The following is a 14,151-nucleotide window of genomic DNA, read 5'->3' as shown; positions in this document are numbered from 1 at the left end:
GCGGACGCAGGCCCGGATAACGCGCCCCGGACCGCTCGCGGCGAATTCCTACAGCGGGCCACGGCATCCGCTTAGCGGCCATAAGGGCGGCGCTCGTTACACTAGCGCCATGTCAGACCACGCCCTCGACCTGCTGCGCCGCACCTTCGGCCATTCCGACTTCCGCGGCGAACAGGCGCAGATCGTCCATCACGTCAGCGAGGGCGGCGACGCCCTGGTGCTGATGCCCACCGGCGGCGGCAAATCGCTGTGCTACCAGCTGCCCTCGCTGCTGCGCGACGGCTGCGGCATCGTGGTCTCGCCGCTGATCGCGCTGATGCAGGATCAGGTCGAGGCCTTGCGCCAGCTAGGCGTGCAGGCGGCCTTCCTCAATTCCACCCTGGATGCGACCGCCGCGGCCGAGGTCGAGCGCCAGTTGCTGGCCGGCGAGCTCGATCTGCTCTACGTGGCCCCCGAGCGTCTGCTGACCGGGCGCTTCATGTCCCTGCTCGACCGCGCCCCGATCGCCCTGTTCGCGATCGACGAGGCCCACTGCGTCTCGCAATGGGGCCACGACTTCCGGCCCGAGTACCGCGAACTCACGATCCTGCACGAGCGCTGGCCGCAGATCCCGCGCATCGCCCTGACCGCGACCGCCGACGCCCCGACCCAGCGCGAGATCGCCGAGCGCCTGAACCTGGAGGACGCGCGCCGCTTCGTCAGCTCCTTCGACCGCCCCAACCTGCGCTACCGCGTGATCCACAAGGACAACGGCACCCGCCAGCTGCTGGACTTCCTGACCGCCCACCGCGGCGACAGCGGCATCGTCTACGCCTTCTCGCGCCGGCGCGTGGACGCGGTAGCCGAACAACTGGTCGAAGCCGGCATCCGCGCCCTGCCCTACCACGCTGGCATGGACGCGGCCACGCGCGCCGCCAACCAGCGCCGCTTCCTGCAGGAGGACGGCGTGGTCATGGTCGCCACCATCGCCTTCGGCATGGGCATCGACAAACCCGACGTGCGCTTCGTCGCCCACATCGACCTGCCCAAGTCGATCGAGGGCTACTACCAGGAAACCGGCCGCGCCGGCCGCGACGGCGAACCCGCCGAGGCCTGGCTTTGCTACGGCCTGGGCGACGTGGTCAACCTGCGCCAGCTGATCCAGCAGGGCGAGGCCGGCGAAGAGCGCAAGCGCCTGGAGCTGCGCAAGCTCGACGCCCTGCTCGGCTATTGCGAATCCACCCATTGCCGGCGCCAGTCGCTGCTGGGCTGGTTCGGCGAACCGCACCCGGGCGCCTGCGGCAACTGCGACAACTGCCTGGACCCGCCGCAGAGCTGGGACGGCACCCAGGCCGCGCGCAAGGCGCTGTCCTGCGTGTACCGCACCGGCCAGCGCTTCGGCGCCGGCCATGTCATCGACGTGCTGCGCGGCGTCGAAACCGAGAAGGCGCTCAAGTTCGGCCACGACCGCCTCAGCACCTGGGGCATCGGCAGCGACCTGGACGCGCGCCAGTGGAGCAGCGTGTTCCGCCAGCTCGTCGCCGGCGGCCTGCTCGAAGCCGACATCGAGCGCCACGGCGCGCTGCGCCTCACCGCCGACAGCGGCCCGGTGCTGCGCGGCGAGCGCGACCTGCGCTTCCGCACCGAACAACCCAAGACCGCGCGCAGCCGCAAACCGCGCGCCGGCGCCGCCGCGGCGCCGATGATCGACCTCGACCCGGCCTCGCTGGCGCGCTTCAACGCCTTGCGCGAATGGCGCTCGACCACCGCGCGCGAACAGAACGTGCCCGCCTACGTGATCTTCCACGACGCCACCTTGCGTGCGATCGCCGAAGCCGCACCCGACGACCTCGACGACCTCTCGCAGATCCCCGGCATCGGCGCCAGCAAACTCGACCGCTACGGCGAGGCCGTACTGCAACACCTGCTGGACCACGCCTGAGCCGCACCACCACCGCCTGCGCAAACCACTCATCGCAACCAACCTGCCCCGCCCCTCTGTAGGAGCGGCGCAAGCCAAGCACCGCGCCCCTCTCCCCGCTCCCTGTAGGAGCGGCGCAAGCCGCGACCACGACCCCCACCCTCCAGCGCAAGCCAAGCATCGCGCACCCTCTCCCCGCCCCCTGTGGGAGCGGCGTAAGCCGCGATCGCGACCTCCATCCGCCAACGCAAGCCACGCTCCGCAACATCCCGCTCCGCCCCCCTGTAGGAGCGGCGCAAGCCGCGACCGCGACCTCCATCCGCCGACGCCAGCCACGCTCCGCAACATCCCGCCCCGCCCCCTGTAGGAGCGGCGCAAGCCGCGACCACGACCTCCATCCGCCGACGCAAGCCAGTCCGCAGTCGACGCATCGATAGCCAGACGGGTAACGACGCGGCCACACGCCGCAACGCGATCGCGGCTTATGACCGCAGAACATCCCGGTGCGACGCCGCTGCCACAGGGACGGACCCTCGCTCCCGATCGCCCACGCCGCTGCCCCTACCGATCCACCGCTACCCCCGCCCCACCATCGTCCGCACCACCGCCTCGCCGTATGCTTGGCGCAACACCCAAGGAGCGGCGCCATGCGCGAGCTGTACCCCGAGATCGAGCCCTACCGCACGCACCGCCTGGCGGTCGACGATCTGCACGAACTGCACATCGAGGAATGCGGCAATCCCGACGGGCTGCCGGTGATCTTCCTGCACGGCGGCCCGGGCGCCGGGGTCTCGCCCTACCACCGCCGCTTTTTCGATCCCGCGCGCTACCGCATCGTCCTGTTCGACCAGCGCGGCGCCGGCAAATCCACGCCGCACGCCGAACTGCGCGACAACACCACCTGGCATCTGGTCGCCGACATCGAACGCATCCGCGAACACTTCGGCATCCAACGCTGGGTGGTGTTCGGCGGCTCTTGGGGTTCCACCCTGGCTCTGGCCTACGCCCAGTCCCATCCCGAGCGCTGCCTGGGACTGGTGCTGCGCGGCATCTTCCTGGGCCGTCCCGGGGAACTGCGCTGGTTCAACGAACTCGACGGCGGCGCGCGCTGGATCTTCCCGGAGCGCTGGGAGCGCTATGTCGCGCACATCCCCGCCGCCGAACGCGACAACCTGACCGAGGCCTACTGGCGCCGGCTCGACAGCGCAGACCCGGCCGTGCGCCTGGCCGCTGCGCAAGCCTGGGGCTATTGGGAAGGCGGCAGCACCACCCTGATCCACGACCCCGACGAGGCCGGCAACTTCGAGGAACCGCACCTGGCGATCAGCGTGGCGCGCGCCGAAGCGCATTACTTCCGCCACGACGTGTTCCTGGAACCGGATCAGCTGCTGCGCGACGTCGGCCGCATCCGCCATATTCCGGCGACCATCGTGCAGGGTCGCTATGACGTCATCTGTCCGGTGAAGAGCGCCTACGACCTCGCCCAGGCCTGGCCCGAGGCCGAGTTCCGAGTGGTGCTGGCCGGGCACAGCGCGGCGGATCCGGCGATCGTGGACGTGCTGGTCGGCGCGACCGATGCCCTGGCCGATCGCTTCGCGTAGTCGGCCACCTGGCCGGTCGCACCGAAGGAACTCATAGGAATCATGGGATCGCTCTGGGGCAGCACCTGCGAGTGCCGGAACTGCGAGTTCTGGTTCTCAAGCCATCATTCGCACGGCAGCTATCGCGCCGACCCGCCGATGGGCGGATATTTCTACGTGGTGTGCGCCCACTGCGCGACGGAGCACATGGTGCCGACCCGCGGCGCGCGCGGCCCCGCCGACGGCGAGCGCATGGAGCTGTGCGCCATGTCCACCGAGCAGGGCCAGGTCCGCCTGCAAGGCAGCGGCGAGTACCTGGAGTTCTACGAGCTCGCCGACGCCGCGACCTGGTCCGACCTCTTCACGCTGGCCACCACCGCCTGCCCGGCCTGTTGCGAACAGGGCGTGCTTAAAGTCGAACTCCATGCCGGCGACGCCTGCCCGCGCTGCAAGCAGATGGCGCTAAGTTGCGATCGGATGTCCTAGGCTTTCCAAACGTTCGCTCACGGCCCTTGGCGTTACAGGAGCACTTCATGCGCACCCCGCTAGCCACTCTGGTCGCCCTCGACGAGGACGAGCTGTCCGACGCGCTGATCTGGATCGACTGGCGCTCGTTCGAGTCCGAGGTGGTCACCGGCTTTTCCGATGAACTGGCCGAAGACGACGCGATCGGCATGCTGGACGAGGACGAGCCCCGGGAGCTGGTCCATCGCGGCGCGACCTATGCGATCCCGCTGACCGAAAGCGGACGCGACCGTTACGTGATGATCTCCTCCGTCGCGCGAATCCTGAAAGACCGCTACAGCGTGTTCGTGCACAGCGATTCCTACCGCGGCTCCGACACCCACGGATTTCTGGTGCTGAATAATGCGGAGGCCGAGGCGGCGCGGCGGCAGCACGCCGATTGGCTGAGCCAGCACTTCGAGCCGTTGCCGCTGGGCATCGACGGCTTCAGCGGCCAGCCCATTCCCTATCTCGACTACACGCCGCCCGAGGGCGAGGCCGAGGCGCTGCCGCCGAAGAAGAAGCCGTTCTGGAAGATCTGGTGAGGCGGGCGCCGGCGCCCGCGGCCGACGCCGCCTACGCGGCGCGGCGAGCGAAAGGCCGCGACACGCGTATCGCGCGTCGCGGCGGGTGCGCTCACTTGCGCGCAGGCGCGAACTTCATGGTTTCGTACAGCTTGGCCATGCCGGCGCTGGCGGCGCTTTCGTTCGCGGCCAGGGTCTGGGTGTAGAGCAGGCAGACCCAGCCCTCGCCGCAGGGCTTGAGCGCATACAGATCGACGCGCTTGGCGTACGCCGAATCGGCATCGAACACGGTGTGCGTGTAACGCGAGACCAGGGCCGGAAAGCGCCCGCCCAGCTGGTAGTCGCTGTGCTTGGGCTCGCTGTAGTTCTTGGAGCCGTCGATCTGACGCGCGACCAGGAACTCCGCCGCGCCTTCCAGCGAGGGCGCGCTGTCTTCGGGATAGACCTGCAGGGTGATGTCCAGGCCCAGGGTCTCGAAGTCCGGCTTGTCGGCTTCGATGCCCAGCGCGCGTCCGCCGCCCTCGTCCATGGCGGTGTTCTCGGTCACCGTCCAGTTGCCCGGCAGCGAGACGCTGATGCCGTCCTGGGCGTACTTCTTGGCGTGCGCGACATCGGGTGCCGCGATGGCGGGCGTCGCGATCTTTTCGGCGCGCACGGGCGTCGCGGCGGCGAACGCCAGCAACAGACAAAACGAGGAACGAAGCATGGGAGTCCTTTCGAGGGGGATGGATGCCGCGGGGGCGTCGGTCACGATAGACGCTGTCCAGGTCTTCGACAATCGCGAGCGCGACGCGCGGGCAGCCAGGCCGCGGGCTTTGCGCGACCCGTCGTTTCGCTGCTGCGGTCGCGCAACCCGTAGGCACCGATGCCCGCCGGCTTCCGGCACAATCCACGTCCACTCGTCGCGATCGGATGCGCATGACCGATATCGCACTGCCGGTACTGGGGCTGGCCGTCATCGACAGCGTCAATCCGTCCGCCCTGGCCGTCGCGCTGTGGTGGATGGCGCGCCCCGGCGCGGCGCCGCGTCTGTTGGCCTACATCGCGGGCATCGCCGTCGCCTACACCGCGCTGGGCATCGCCCTGATGCTGGGCCTGGGCGCCACGGTCGAGCGCTACGACGCCGCCTTCGATCATCCGCTGGTGCTGGCGCTGCAGCTCGCGCTAGGGCTGGGCATGCTGGGCTACGGCATCTTCGCGCCCAAGCAGGGCAAGCACGCGCCCGAACAGCCGCAGCCGCGCGTCGGCGGCCTGATCGGCATGGTCCTGCTGGGGATGACGGTGACCGCGATCGAGATGGTCACCGCCTTGCCCTACTTCGCCGCGATCGCCCTGATGACATCGGCCCCGCTCGCGTTCTGGCAGTGGCTACCGCTGCTGCTGATCTACAACGCGATCTTCGTCGCGCCGCCGCTGCTGTTGCTGGCCCTGTATGTGTTCGCCGGGCGCCGCCTGCAGGGCCGCTTCGAACGCTGGCGGCTGTCCCTGCAACGCGGCGCGCGCGAAACCCTGCTGTGGATCGTGGCGATCGCCGGCGTGGCCCTGGTGGGGGATGCGGTCAGCCGCTTCATGGGCACCCGCGGCGACCTGGACGAGCGCTTCGCCCACGAGCGTTCCGACGCGCGCGAGGCCGCGAGGTATGCCAGCTTGGAACGCGCACACCAGGCGGGCGCGCGTCGGCCAGACCGCGCGGATCGGGCCAATCGCCGCCACCGCCCTCAGTTCGATTGACCGAACACCGCGCTGCAGCTGTTGCTGTAGCTCAGGCTTTGCAGACTCTGGCCTTTGGTGACGAAATCGATGATGGCACCGTCCCGGATCTCGAAGATGGCGGTGCAGTCGACCTGGGTTTCCGATCGCGGCGGTGCGCCGCCCACGCACATCATGCCGCCGTTCCTGGAATTCGGATCGGGCACATACATGTTGCCCGCCCCGCAGCCCTGCGACGGATCGGGGCCCAGCAGGACGCCGGTCCGGTAGTAATGCAGGAAGCGCCGGGCGCCCTGGTCCTCGAAGTGGGTCGGCCGGCCCCAGGCGCCGACCAGTTCGGTTTCTCCGCGCCCGATCCAGGGGTCGAGCGCGCCACGCACCGCGCTGGGCTCGCGCCTTTTGCGCGCCTTGACGATGGCCGCGTTGGCGGCGGTCAGTTCCATCACGTCCGCGGTGCGCTGTTGGTCGCGCTTGTCGGCCTCCACAACCTGACCGGCGATGGCGTTGGCTTGCGCGAGCGCCGCGGTCCTGCGCGTCGCGAGCTCGGCCATCTTCGCGTCGATCTCCTGCTTGGACCGCTTGCTGGCGACCACCGGGCGCTTGCCGTCGTTCCAGAAGTTCTTCCAGGCGAACTCGCGGATGTCGGACGTCGTAAGCGGCCCCATGAACAGCAAGCCGCGCTCGCTGTTGTTGAGCGCGCGCATGGCCTTCCGCTCGGCCTGATTCTTCGGCCCCATCTCGCAGGCGAACTCGACCAGCTTGTGGCCGACCGCATCCTTGGGCGGATGCGCGGGCTGGTCGGGCACGGTCTGGATGAAATCGTCGCGCGGCGAGACCTGAATCAGCTTTTCCTCCAACGTCTTCCGGTCGCAATCGATGAAGATGTTGGAGGTGACCGAATCGGGCGACTTCGGATGCTCCATCAGCGAGAAGGTTTCCAGCTTGTAGGTGTTCTTGGCGAAGGGCACCGGGTCGAGAAAGGCCTCGTCGACCGCCACGATCAGGCGCCCGGGCTTCTCGCCGCCCATGAACACCAGCCACCATTCGCCCGCCATCGCGGGCGTCGTCATCATCGCGGCGAGGATGGCCACGGCCATGCGGGATGTCTTCATTTCGGGCTCCGAAGCCAGCGAAAAACTCTCCGCCATGCGGGCATCGAAGTCCAGGGAGCTAGCGCGCGTTTCAGCGCAAACCGCGCGCGCTTCGGCGCAAACCTCCTTTCAGGGGGACAGTCGTTGATGGGCGATGCCAAATCGCGCAAGACAACTGCGCATCCAACGTCGCCCGCGCGGCTTGCCGGTAACAGACGCGTCGCATGGGCCGATCTCACGGCAGACCGTCCTGGGTCCCGCGCGCCGGCAGCCTCGCAGCCGCCAGCTACCGCCGAGCAATCGCTCAAGCCTCGCCGCGCGCGAAGCCCTCGCGTATGCAGTCTTCGAGCGTGCGCAGCGCGTCGCCGTTCGCGCCGGGCAGGCGACGCAGATTGACGTAGTAGTGCGGCAAGGCCGGTAGACCGTGCTCGCGCAGCACGTCCAGACCATCGGGCACGCTGTTGGCGAGGAAGGTCGACACCGCCATGTCGGCCTCGATCGTGCCGGTCACCGATTCCAGATGGCCGAGGTGGCCGATCGGACGCCAGGGTATGCCCGCATGGCCCAGCGCCTCGATGGTCGCCGCGCGCACACCGCAACGCTCTTCGTGGCAGACCGCGACCGGCAACGGCCGGCGTCGCGGCGCCTCGCCGCCGCGCGCGCCCACCCACACCAGATCGTCGCTGAGCAGCAGTTCCTCGCCCTGCCCCGGCTCGCGTTCGGCCAACAGGGCCAGATCGACCTGCCCGCCGCGCAACAGCTCGCGCATGCTCTGGTTGTTGTCGCTGAGCAAGGTCAGCTGCACCTCCGGATGGCGGCGGCGGAACTCCTGGAACACCGTCGGCGCCATCAGTTCGGCGACGTCGTGGGCCACGCCCAGGCGGATCTCGCCGGGTTCGTCGGCGCCGCGCATCGCGCGCACCACTTCGTCGTTGAGCGAGATCAAACGCTGCGCATGCGCGAGCAGACGTTGGCCGGCGGGCGTGGGCTTGAGGCTGTCGCCGCCGCGATCGAACAGGATGGCGTCGAGCAGGCCTTCCAGACGCTTGATCTGCTGGCTCACCGCGCCCTGGCTCAAATGCACCACGCGCGCGGCGGCGGTCATACTGCCCGTGCTCACCACCGCCACGAAGGCGCGCAGCAGGGCTATGTCGATATCGCGTACGCCTGTCGCCATTCGGTTTCCTAATGGGCGCCAGCAAGAAAATTGGCTGGTCCAGGATGGGGCCGCGGCGATAGCGTCGCAAGACATCAACCTCCACAGGAAGCTCTCATGTCCAGCCAGCCGCGCAACGCCGATCCGCACACCGCCACCCCAGCCGCGCCCGCCGGCGCCACCTTCGTGCTCGTGCACGGCGCCTGGGCCGGCGCCTGGGCCTGGGCGGGCGTGGCCGCGCGCCTGCGCGCACGCGGGCACCGCGTGCACGTGCCCACCCTCAGCGGCCTGGGCGAGCGCTCGCACCTGCCCGGCCACGTGATCGACCTCGACACCCATATCGACGACGTGGTCAACGAGATCCTGTGGAACGACCTCGACGGCATCGTGCTGGTCGGCCATTCCTATTCCGGCTTCGTGGTCACCGGCGTGGCCGAGCGCATCGCCGCGCGCATCGCCTCGATCGTCTATCTGGAAGCCTTCATCCCGGAGGACGGGCAGTGCTTCGCGGACCTGGCCACCTGGCTGGACCCGTCGCTGCCGATGACGCCGGTCCCGCCGTCCTCGCCCGGCGACTACCTGCGCGAGCAGGACCGCGCCCGGGTCGACGCCAAAGCCACGCCGCAACCCACCGGCACCTTCACCCAACGGCTGCGCGTCGGCGGCGCCTATCGCGACCTGCCCAAGAAAGCCTTCGTGCTCGCGACCGGCTGGGACGGCCCGTTCGCGCAGGCGCTGCAAGACGCGCGCACCACGCCGGGCTGGAGCGCCTACGAAGTCGACGCCGGCCACGACGTGCCGGTCGACAAGCCGGACGAACTGGTCGTGATCCTCGAGGCCTGCGCCTGAGCCGCACGCCCGCCGGCGCGGCGCAGCCCCAGGGTCGTCCTGGCGCTGCCGCTACCTTCAGCGGCGACCGACCTCCGCCAGCACCTGGGACAGCGCCTGCACGCCGCGGACGAGGTCCGCTTCCGGCACGCCGCCGAAGCCCAACACCAGGCCGGGATCGCGGGTGTTGGCGACATAGCAGCTGGAGAGCGCGATCGCGCTGATGCCTCGGGCGCGGGCAAGGCGCACGACTTCGGCGTCGTCGAAGCCCGCCGGCAACCGTGCCGTCAGGTGCATGCCCGCGTCGGCGTTGACGATGCTCAACAGGCCGCCGAGGCGCCGTTCGATTTCCGCGACCAGGGCGTCCCGACGGCCCTGGTAGATCGCGCGCATGCGGCGCACATGGCGGGCGAAATGGCCTTCGCACAGAAAGTCGGTCAGCACCAGCTGATCCAGGGTCTGCGGGAACAGATCCAGGGCCAGGCGCTGGGCGAGGAACGCGCCCACCAGCGACGGCGGCGCGACCAGATAGCCGATGCGCAGCGCCGGGAACAGCACCTTGCTGAAGGTGCCGGTGTAGATGACCCGGTCCGCGCCGTTCATGCCCTGCAAGGCGCCCAGCGGGCGGCTGGAATACCGATAGTCGCTGTCGTAGTCGTCCTCGACGATCCAGGCGCGCTGGCGCCGCGCCCATTCGAGCAGCGCCAGCCGCCGGGCCACGTTCATCGACACGCCCAGCGGGTACTGATGCGACGGCGTCACGTAGATCGCGCTCGCGCCGCCCTTCGCGGGGCGCATCGCCCGCACCGCGAGTCCTTCCGCATCCACCGGCACCGGCCGCACCGTCGCGCCGGTCGCGGCCAGCGCCGTGCGGGCGCCGGGATAGCCGGGATCCTCGAAGTACAGCGTGTCGCCGGGCTTGAGCAGCACGCGCGCGCACAAATGCAGAGCCATCTGCGACCCGGACACGATCAGCACCTGGCTGGCATCGCAGGCCACGGCGCGCGCCGTGCGCAGGTAGTCGGCCACGGCGTGACGCAGCGGCAGGTAACCGGCGGGATCGCCGTAGGCCATCGATTCGGCCGACATGGCGCGCGCGTGGCGCGTGACCAGGCGCGCCCACAGCCGGTTCGGAAACTGATCCAGCGCGGGCAGGCTGACCCGGAACGCGCCGAACTCGGCCTTGCGTTCCCGCGCCTGCGGCGGCTTGGACGACGCGGAGGACGTGGCGATGGCGCGGTCACGCGAATCGCGCCGATGCGCCGCTCCCGCGGCCGACGCGGCCGTGGCCGGCAGCTCGTGTATGGACGACGCCACGAAAGTGCCGGAGCCTGAGCGCCCTTCCAGATAGCCCTCATGCAGCAGTTGCTCGAACGCGGTCAGCACCGGCAGGCGCGAGATGCCCAGCTCCAGGGCCAGCGCCCGGGTCGAGGGGATGCGCTGTCCCGCGCGCAAGCGGCCTTCGAGTATCGCCACGCGGTATCCGTCGTAGATCTGGCGATAGAGCGGGCGCGCATCCGCCGCGACGGCGACGAAGGGTACGAAGGTCTCGCGTGCGGACCGCTTGCCCAAGTGGTTATCCACGAAACAGGCTTAGTGGTCATTGTGTCATAGCCGCCTCGACGGCAACGTGGGCGCCACGGCGCAGACGCCGGACATCGCCGCAGGCCATCGGCTGCAGCGCCCGCCCAGCTCGCTACCGATCCGCGGAGACCGTCATGAGACTAGCCACGCTTCTGCTCGTACTGAGCGCATCGCCGGCGCTGGCGGCCGAGCTGCCGCCGGATCTGGCCCAGGCGGTGGCGGACTACGACCGCGCGCAATTCGACAACGACGTCGCCACGCTCTCGCGGCTGGTCGACGAGGACTATCTGCTGGTGAATTCGAACGCGTCGGTGGAGGACAAGCGGCAGTTCCTCGCCGACTTCCACCTGCCCGGATTCAAGATCGAGCCGTACACGATCGAACAGCCGGTGCGGAAGGTCTGGGGCGACGGCGCGGTGATCGGCGGACTGGTGAACCTGCACTGGACCCAGGACGGCAAGCAGCACACGCGCCGCCTGCGCGTGGCCTATGTCTGGGCCAAGCGCGACGGCCGTTGGCTGGCCACCTATGCGCAGGTGACGCGCATCCCTTGAACGCAAGGCGCCGAGCTGCCGCTCTATGCAGCTGCGCTATGGAGTCGGCCCATGATGTCTCTCACGAACCCGCTCGCCAGGTTGTTGCTGCTCCTCGCTCTGGCCGCGGGCGCCTACAGCCCGGTCAGCTCGGCTCAGGCCGCCAAGCCGGCCTACCGGACCACCGAGGTCGCGCCCGGCTTATACAGCTTCGGCGCGGGCATGGCCTTCAACGCCTTCATGGTCACCGACGAAGGCGTGGTGGTCATGGACAGCTTCGATCAGGACTTCGCCGCCGCCTCGCTCGCGGCCATCCGCAAGGTCACCGACCGGCCCATTCGATATCTCATCTATTCGCACAACCACTACGACCACATCGGCGGCGGCGCGGTCTTCAAGGCCGCGGGCGCCACCGTCCTCAGCCACGCGGCCACGGCGGACTGGCTCAAGCGCCATCCCAGTCCGGACGTGGTCGTGCCCGACCAAACCTGGTCCGGGGCCAGGTCGGAATTGAAGCTGGGCGGCAGCCGTATCGAGCTGCTGTACTTCGGCGAGAACCACGGCGCAGGCATGACCGTGTTCCGGTTTCCGCGCGAGCGCACGATCTACACCGTCGACCTGGTGGTGCCGCATCGGGTGGCCTTCACCTACATGCCCGATTTCTCTCCGCGCGAATGGGAACGCACCCTGGCCGAGCTGGACGCGCTGGACTTCGAGCAAGTGATGTACGCCCACAACGCGCCCGTGGGCCCCAGGACCAGCGTGGCGGATCAGCTGCGGTTTCTGCGCGACCTGAGGGCCGCGATTTCCGCCGAGCTCGAACAGGGCACGCCCTTCATGAAGATTCCCGACACGGTGAAGCTGCCGCAGTACGCGCACTGGGACGGCTACGAGGATTGGCTGCCCATGAACGCCTGGCGCGTGCTGCTGGAGATCGCGATGGGCGTGTGAGGGCTTCGCCAGCGCAGACCTCTTGCGCGCTCGGCCAGAGCCAAAAAAGCGAAACGCCCGGGATCGCTCCCAGGCGTCTTGCGTATTTGGTGGGCCGTGTAGGATTCGAACCTACGACCAAAAGATTAAAAGTCTTCTGCTCTACCGACTGAGCTAACGGCCCGGTGCAACGCCGGCGGCACGCCGGAGTCGGACATTCTAACAAGCCCTAGTCGCGGAGTCAGGCCCCAGTCCTGCGAGGCCGGCTCGGCGGTTCAGACGTAGCGCGTGGGATCGGCCACGCCGGCGGCGGCGAAGCCTTCGGCGCGCAGGCGGCAGGCGTCGCAATGACCGCAGGCGCGGCCCTCGTCGTCGGCCTGGTAGCAGGACACGGTCTGGGCGAAATCCACGCCCAGGCGCAGGCCCTCGCGCACGATGTCGGCCTTGCTCAGGTACTGCAGCGGCGCGCGCACGCGCAGGCCCGCGCCCTCGACGCCGGCCTTGGTGGCCAGGTTGGCCAGGCGCTCGAAGGCCTCGACGAATTCGGGGCGGCAGTCGGGGTAGCCCGAGTAGTCGACCGCGTTGACGCCGCAGTAGATGTCGGCCGCGCCGAGCACTTCGGCCCAGCCCAGCGCCACCGACAGCATGATGGTGTTGCGCGCGGGCACATAGGTGACCGGGATGTCGTCCTTGGCGGCGTCCACGCCGACCGGGTGGTGATCGGTGTCCAGCGGCACCGAAATCGCCTCGTCGGTCAGGGCCGAACCGCCGATGCTGCGCAGGTCGACGTTGACGGTCTTGTGCGCGACCGCGCCCAGGGACTGGGCCACGCGCGCGGCGGCGTCGAGTTCGGAGGTATGGCGCTGGCCGTAGCGCACGCTCAGCGCATGCACGGCGTAGCCCTGCTCGCGCGCGATGGCGATGACGACGGCGGAGTCCATACCACCGGAGACGAGGACGACGGCTTTTTTCATTTCGGGATTCGAGATTGGGGATTAGGGATTGGTCGAAGCGAGCGATGGGAAGAACGCAGAATCCGGCGGAGTCGGAAGCCGCTGTTGCGAATCCCGAATCCCCAATCCCCAATCCCGGCCGTCAACGCCCCGGCTCGTCGTTCCAAAGAATCTTGTGCAGCTGCAGCTGGAAACGCACCGGCAGGCGGTCGGCGACGATCCAGTCGGCCAGGTCGCTGGGTTTGATCTGGCTGAAGCTGGGCGAGAACAGCACGTCGCAGACCTCGGTCAGGCGATGCTGGGCGACCACGTCCTTGGCCCAGTCGTAGTCCTCGCGGCTGCAGATCACCAGCTTGACCTGGTCGCGCGCGGTCAACAGGGCCAGGTTGCTCCACAGGTTGCGGTGCGCTTCCTTGGAATCCGGGGTCTTGATGTCGAGCACGCGCGACACGCGCGGGTCGACCTCGGCGATGTCGATCGCGCCCGAGGTTTCCAACGAGACCTCGTAGCCGGCATCGCACAAGCGGCTGAGCAGACCGATGCAGCGCTTCTGCGCCAGCGGCTCGCCGCCGGTCACGCAGACGTGGCGCGCGCCGTGACGGGCGACCTCGGCCAGGACGTCGTCCATCTGCCACCACTGCCCGCCGTGGAAGGCATAGGCGGTGTCGCAGTACTGGCAGCGCAAGGGGCAGCCGGTCAGGCGCACGAACACGGTCGGCCAGCCGATGCTGCGGGCTTCGCCTTGCAGGGACAGGAAGATTTCGGTCAGCCGCAGGCGCTCGGGCGACGCCAGGGCCGCGTCGGTCGATACGGCGTTCATGCGCCTAGTTTATCGGAGCCGGACCCCGCGGGCCCGAA

General features: G+C 69.0%; 14 protein-coding genes and 1 tRNA gene. 8 read left to right on the top strand and 7 right to left on the bottom strand.

The window, feature by feature from the left end; all coding sequences use genetic code 11:
- The first annotated feature begins 109 nt into the window (after nt 1–109).
- From recQ to BMZ45_RS19165, 4 genes are all read left to right on the top strand, one after another.
- The gene (recQ, locus tag BMZ45_RS19180; RefSeq protein ID WP_091638129.1) at nt 110–1,921 is read left to right on the top strand and encodes a DNA helicase RecQ; all 1,812 of its coding nucleotides are present in this window, start codon (nt 110–112) and stop codon (nt 1,919–1,921) included.
- Between the two features lie 626 nt (nt 1,922–2,547).
- Nucleotides 2,548–3,501, top strand: a complete 954-nt coding sequence (gene pip / locus BMZ45_RS19175; RefSeq protein WP_091638128.1) for a prolyl aminopeptidase — start codon at nt 2,548–2,550, stop codon at nt 3,499–3,501.
- A gap of 42 nt (nt 3,502–3,543) precedes the next feature.
- Nucleotides 3,544–3,966, top strand: a complete 423-nt coding sequence (locus tag BMZ45_RS19170; protein WP_091638127.1) for a hypothetical protein — start codon at nt 3,544–3,546, stop codon at nt 3,964–3,966.
- A gap of 47 nt (nt 3,967–4,013) precedes the next feature.
- The gene (locus BMZ45_RS19165) at nt 4,014–4,529 is read left to right on the top strand and encodes a hypothetical protein (RefSeq protein ID WP_091638126.1); all 516 of its coding nucleotides are present in this window, start codon (nt 4,014–4,016) and stop codon (nt 4,527–4,529) included.
- 91 nt (nt 4,530–4,620) lie between these two features.
- Here BMZ45_RS19165 and BMZ45_RS19160 read toward each other — a convergent pair whose 3' ends face one another.
- Nucleotides 4,621–5,214, bottom strand: coding sequence for a hypothetical protein (locus tag BMZ45_RS19160; protein ID WP_139215588.1), 594 nt, complete (start codon nt 5,212–5,214; stop codon nt 4,621–4,623).
- A 212-nt stretch (nt 5,215–5,426) separates the two neighbouring features.
- Here BMZ45_RS19160 and BMZ45_RS19155 point away from each other — a divergent pair, with 212 nt between their 5' ends.
- The gene (locus BMZ45_RS19155; RefSeq protein WP_175489157.1) at nt 5,427–6,239 is read left to right on the top strand and encodes a GAP family protein; all 813 of its coding nucleotides are present in this window, start codon (nt 5,427–5,429) and stop codon (nt 6,237–6,239) included.
- Here the strand turns inward: BMZ45_RS19155 and BMZ45_RS19150 are convergent.
- A complete protein-coding gene (locus tag BMZ45_RS19150) occupies nt 6,227–7,330 on the bottom strand; it encodes a hypothetical protein (protein WP_139215587.1) in 1,104 nt (367 codons plus the stop codon). The genes BMZ45_RS19155 and BMZ45_RS19150 overlap by 13 nt on opposite strands.
- A gap of 283 nt (nt 7,331–7,613) precedes the next feature.
- Nucleotides 7,614–8,486, bottom strand: a complete 873-nt coding sequence (locus tag BMZ45_RS19145; protein ID WP_175489156.1) for a LysR family transcriptional regulator — start codon at nt 8,484–8,486, stop codon at nt 7,614–7,616.
- A gap of 96 nt (nt 8,487–8,582) precedes the next feature.
- On the opposite strand from BMZ45_RS19145, the gene BMZ45_RS19140 reads away from it, so the two are divergent.
- Nucleotides 8,583–9,314, top strand: coding sequence for an alpha/beta fold hydrolase (locus BMZ45_RS19140; protein WP_091638121.1), 732 nt, complete (start codon nt 8,583–8,585; stop codon nt 9,312–9,314).
- Between the two features lie 57 nt (nt 9,315–9,371).
- Here the strand turns inward: BMZ45_RS19140 and BMZ45_RS19135 are convergent, their stop codons facing one another.
- A complete protein-coding gene (locus BMZ45_RS19135) occupies nt 9,372–10,877 on the bottom strand; it encodes a MocR-like pyridoxine biosynthesis transcription factor PdxR (RefSeq protein WP_091638120.1) in 1,506 nt (501 codons plus the stop codon).
- Nucleotides 10,878–11,011: 134 nt separating this feature from the next.
- On the opposite strand from BMZ45_RS19135, the gene BMZ45_RS19130 reads away from it, so the two are divergent.
- Both BMZ45_RS19130 and BMZ45_RS19125 read left to right on the top strand, forming a co-directional pair.
- Nucleotides 11,012–11,431, top strand: a complete 420-nt coding sequence (locus BMZ45_RS19130; protein WP_091638119.1) for a nuclear transport factor 2 family protein — start codon at nt 11,012–11,014, stop codon at nt 11,429–11,431.
- Between the two features lie 51 nt (nt 11,432–11,482).
- Entirely contained in the window at nt 11,483–12,361 is an 879-nt protein-coding gene (locus BMZ45_RS19125) for an MBL fold metallo-hydrolase (RefSeq protein WP_091638118.1), read from the top strand.
- An 87-nt stretch (nt 12,362–12,448) separates the two neighbouring features.
- On the opposite strand, the gene BMZ45_RS19120 is transcribed toward BMZ45_RS19125, so the two are convergent.
- The 3 genes from BMZ45_RS19120 to queE all read right to left on the bottom strand — a co-directional run bounded on the left by BMZ45_RS19120 (nt 12,449) and on the right by queE (nt 14,113).
- Nucleotides 12,449–12,524, bottom strand: a tRNA-Lys gene (locus BMZ45_RS19120).
- A 91-nt stretch (nt 12,525–12,615) separates the two neighbouring features.
- Entirely contained in the window at nt 12,616–13,314 is a 699-nt protein-coding gene (queC, locus tag BMZ45_RS19115; RefSeq protein WP_091638117.1) for a 7-cyano-7-deazaguanine synthase QueC, read from the bottom strand.
- A 121-nt stretch (nt 13,315–13,435) separates the two neighbouring features.
- Nucleotides 13,436–14,113: a 7-carboxy-7-deazaguanine synthase QueE gene (queE, locus tag BMZ45_RS19110; protein ID WP_091638116.1), complete on the bottom strand. Its 678-nt coding sequence runs from the start codon at nt 14,111–14,113 to the stop codon at nt 13,436–13,438.
- Nucleotides 14,114–14,151 lie beyond the last annotated feature (38 nt).

The organism is Lysobacter sp. cf310 (assembly GCF_900114355.1).
Taxonomy (GTDB): Bacteria; Pseudomonadota; Gammaproteobacteria; order Xanthomonadales; family Xanthomonadaceae; genus Lysobacter.
Note: the sequence above shows the minus strand (reverse complement) of the source record. Positions and strands in the feature narration are given on the sequence as shown.

Coding starts and splice junctions, on each gene's coding strand:
- recQ (WP_091638129.1), top strand. CDS start 110: ATGTCAGACCACGCCCTCGACCTGCTGCGCCGCACCTTCGGCCATTCC.
- pip (WP_091638128.1), top strand. CDS start 2,548: ATGCGCGAGCTGTACCCCGAGATCGAGCCCTACCGCACGCACCGCCTG.
- BMZ45_RS19170 (WP_091638127.1), top strand. CDS start 3,544: ATGGGATCGCTCTGGGGCAGCACCTGCGAGTGCCGGAACTGCGAGTTC.
- BMZ45_RS19165 (WP_091638126.1), top strand. CDS start 4,014: ATGCGCACCCCGCTAGCCACTCTGGTCGCCCTCGACGAGGACGAGCTG.
- BMZ45_RS19160 (WP_139215588.1), bottom strand. CDS start 5,214: ATGCTTCGTTCCTCGTTTTGTCTGTTGCTGGCGTTCGCCGCCGCGACG.
- BMZ45_RS19155 (WP_175489157.1), top strand. CDS start 5,427: ATGACCGATATCGCACTGCCGGTACTGGGGCTGGCCGTCATCGACAGC.
- BMZ45_RS19150 (WP_139215587.1), bottom strand. CDS start 7,330: ATGAAGACATCCCGCATGGCCGTGGCCATCCTCGCCGCGATGATGACG.
- BMZ45_RS19145 (WP_175489156.1), bottom strand. CDS start 8,486: ATGGCGACAGGCGTACGCGATATCGACATAGCCCTGCTGCGCGCCTTC.
- BMZ45_RS19140 (WP_091638121.1), top strand. CDS start 8,583: ATGTCCAGCCAGCCGCGCAACGCCGATCCGCACACCGCCACCCCAGCC.
- BMZ45_RS19130 (WP_091638119.1), top strand. CDS start 11,012: ATGAGACTAGCCACGCTTCTGCTCGTACTGAGCGCATCGCCGGCGCTG.
- BMZ45_RS19125 (WP_091638118.1), top strand. CDS start 11,483: ATGATGTCTCTCACGAACCCGCTCGCCAGGTTGTTGCTGCTCCTCGCT.
- queC (WP_091638117.1), bottom strand. CDS start 13,314: ATGAAAAAAGCCGTCGTCCTCGTCTCCGGTGGTATGGACTCCGCCGTC.
- queE (WP_091638116.1), bottom strand. CDS start 14,113: ATGAACGCCGTATCGACCGACGCGGCCCTGGCGTCGCCCGAGCGCCTG.